General features: G+C 64.7%; 2 protein-coding genes. Both read right to left on the minus strand.

Translation table 11 applies throughout. The annotated features are described in order from the left end of the window. Positions 1-323: nucleotidyltransferase domain-containing protein (locus tag EN780_RS35190; protein WP_245500229.1), on the minus strand; the 323-nt coding region annotated here is incomplete at its 3' end. Positions 324-393: 70 nt separating this feature from the next. Next, positions 394-980 (minus strand): succinate dehydrogenase iron-sulfur subunit (locus EN780_RS35195; RefSeq protein ID WP_133372907.1); only part of this gene is annotated, 587 nt, incomplete at its 5' end.

A 980-nucleotide genomic window follows, 5' to 3' on the forward strand; every position in this document is an offset into this window, starting at 1 on the left:
ATCTCGGCAAGCAGGTCGAGAAGACGCTGCCGGAAGCCCGGAACCTCCTCGTAGACGATTGGCGATTTCGCCCATTCGACAACGACGGCGTTGCCGCCGAGCGCCAGCAGTAGCGCCTTGCGCAAATCCCAGCCGCCGGCGTCGATCTCGCCCTCGATGGGGAACTCGATCACGTCGCGCGCCTGCTCCAGCACGAGGTGGTCGGCGACCGGGCGGAGGTAGAGGAAACGGCAATCATAATCGCTGTCCGGAGACGGGAAGCCCCAGGCGCGGCTGCCGCTTTCGATGGCGAACAGGACATTTGCCCCTTGCGCCCGGGCCATCTCCAGCCGCGCGCGGATCGCCGTAATCGCTTCCGGCGCGAAATCGTCAGGCAGTGGCTTCATTCGCAGCCTAAACCCGCCGCTCCACCATCATCTTCTTGATCTCGGCGATCGCCTTGGCGGGATTGAGCCCCTTGGGGCAGGTCTGGGCGCAGTTCATGATGGTGTGGCAGCGGTAGAGCCGGAACGGGTCCTCGAGATTGTCGAGCCGCTCGCCCTTGGCCTCGTCGCGGCTGTCGATCAGCCAGCGATAGGCCTGCAGCAGCGTCGCCGGGCCGAGATAGCGTTCGCCGTTCCACCAGTAGCTCGGGCACGACGTCGAGCAGCAGGCGCACAGGATGCATTCATAGAGCCCGTCGAGCTTCTCGCGGTCCTCATGGCTCTGCAGCCATTCCTTGGCCGGCTCCGGCGACACCGTCTTCAGCCACGGCTCGATCGACGCGTGCTGGGCGTAGAAATTGGTGAGGTCCGGCACCAGGTCCTTGATCACCGGCATATGCGGCAGCGGATAGACTTTCACCGCGCCGGAAATGTCGTCGCAGCCCTTGGTGCAGGCGAGCGTGTTGGAGCCGTCGATGTTCATGGCGCAGGAGCCGCAAATGCCCTCGCGGCAGGAGCGGCGCAGCGTCAGCGTCGGGTCGATCTTGTTCTTGATGT

Origin of the sequence: Mesorhizobium sp. M4B.F.Ca.ET.089.01.1.1, assembly GCF_004022605.1 — a bacterium.
GTDB lineage: Bacteria > Pseudomonadota > Alphaproteobacteria > Rhizobiales > Rhizobiaceae > Mesorhizobium > Mesorhizobium abyssinicae.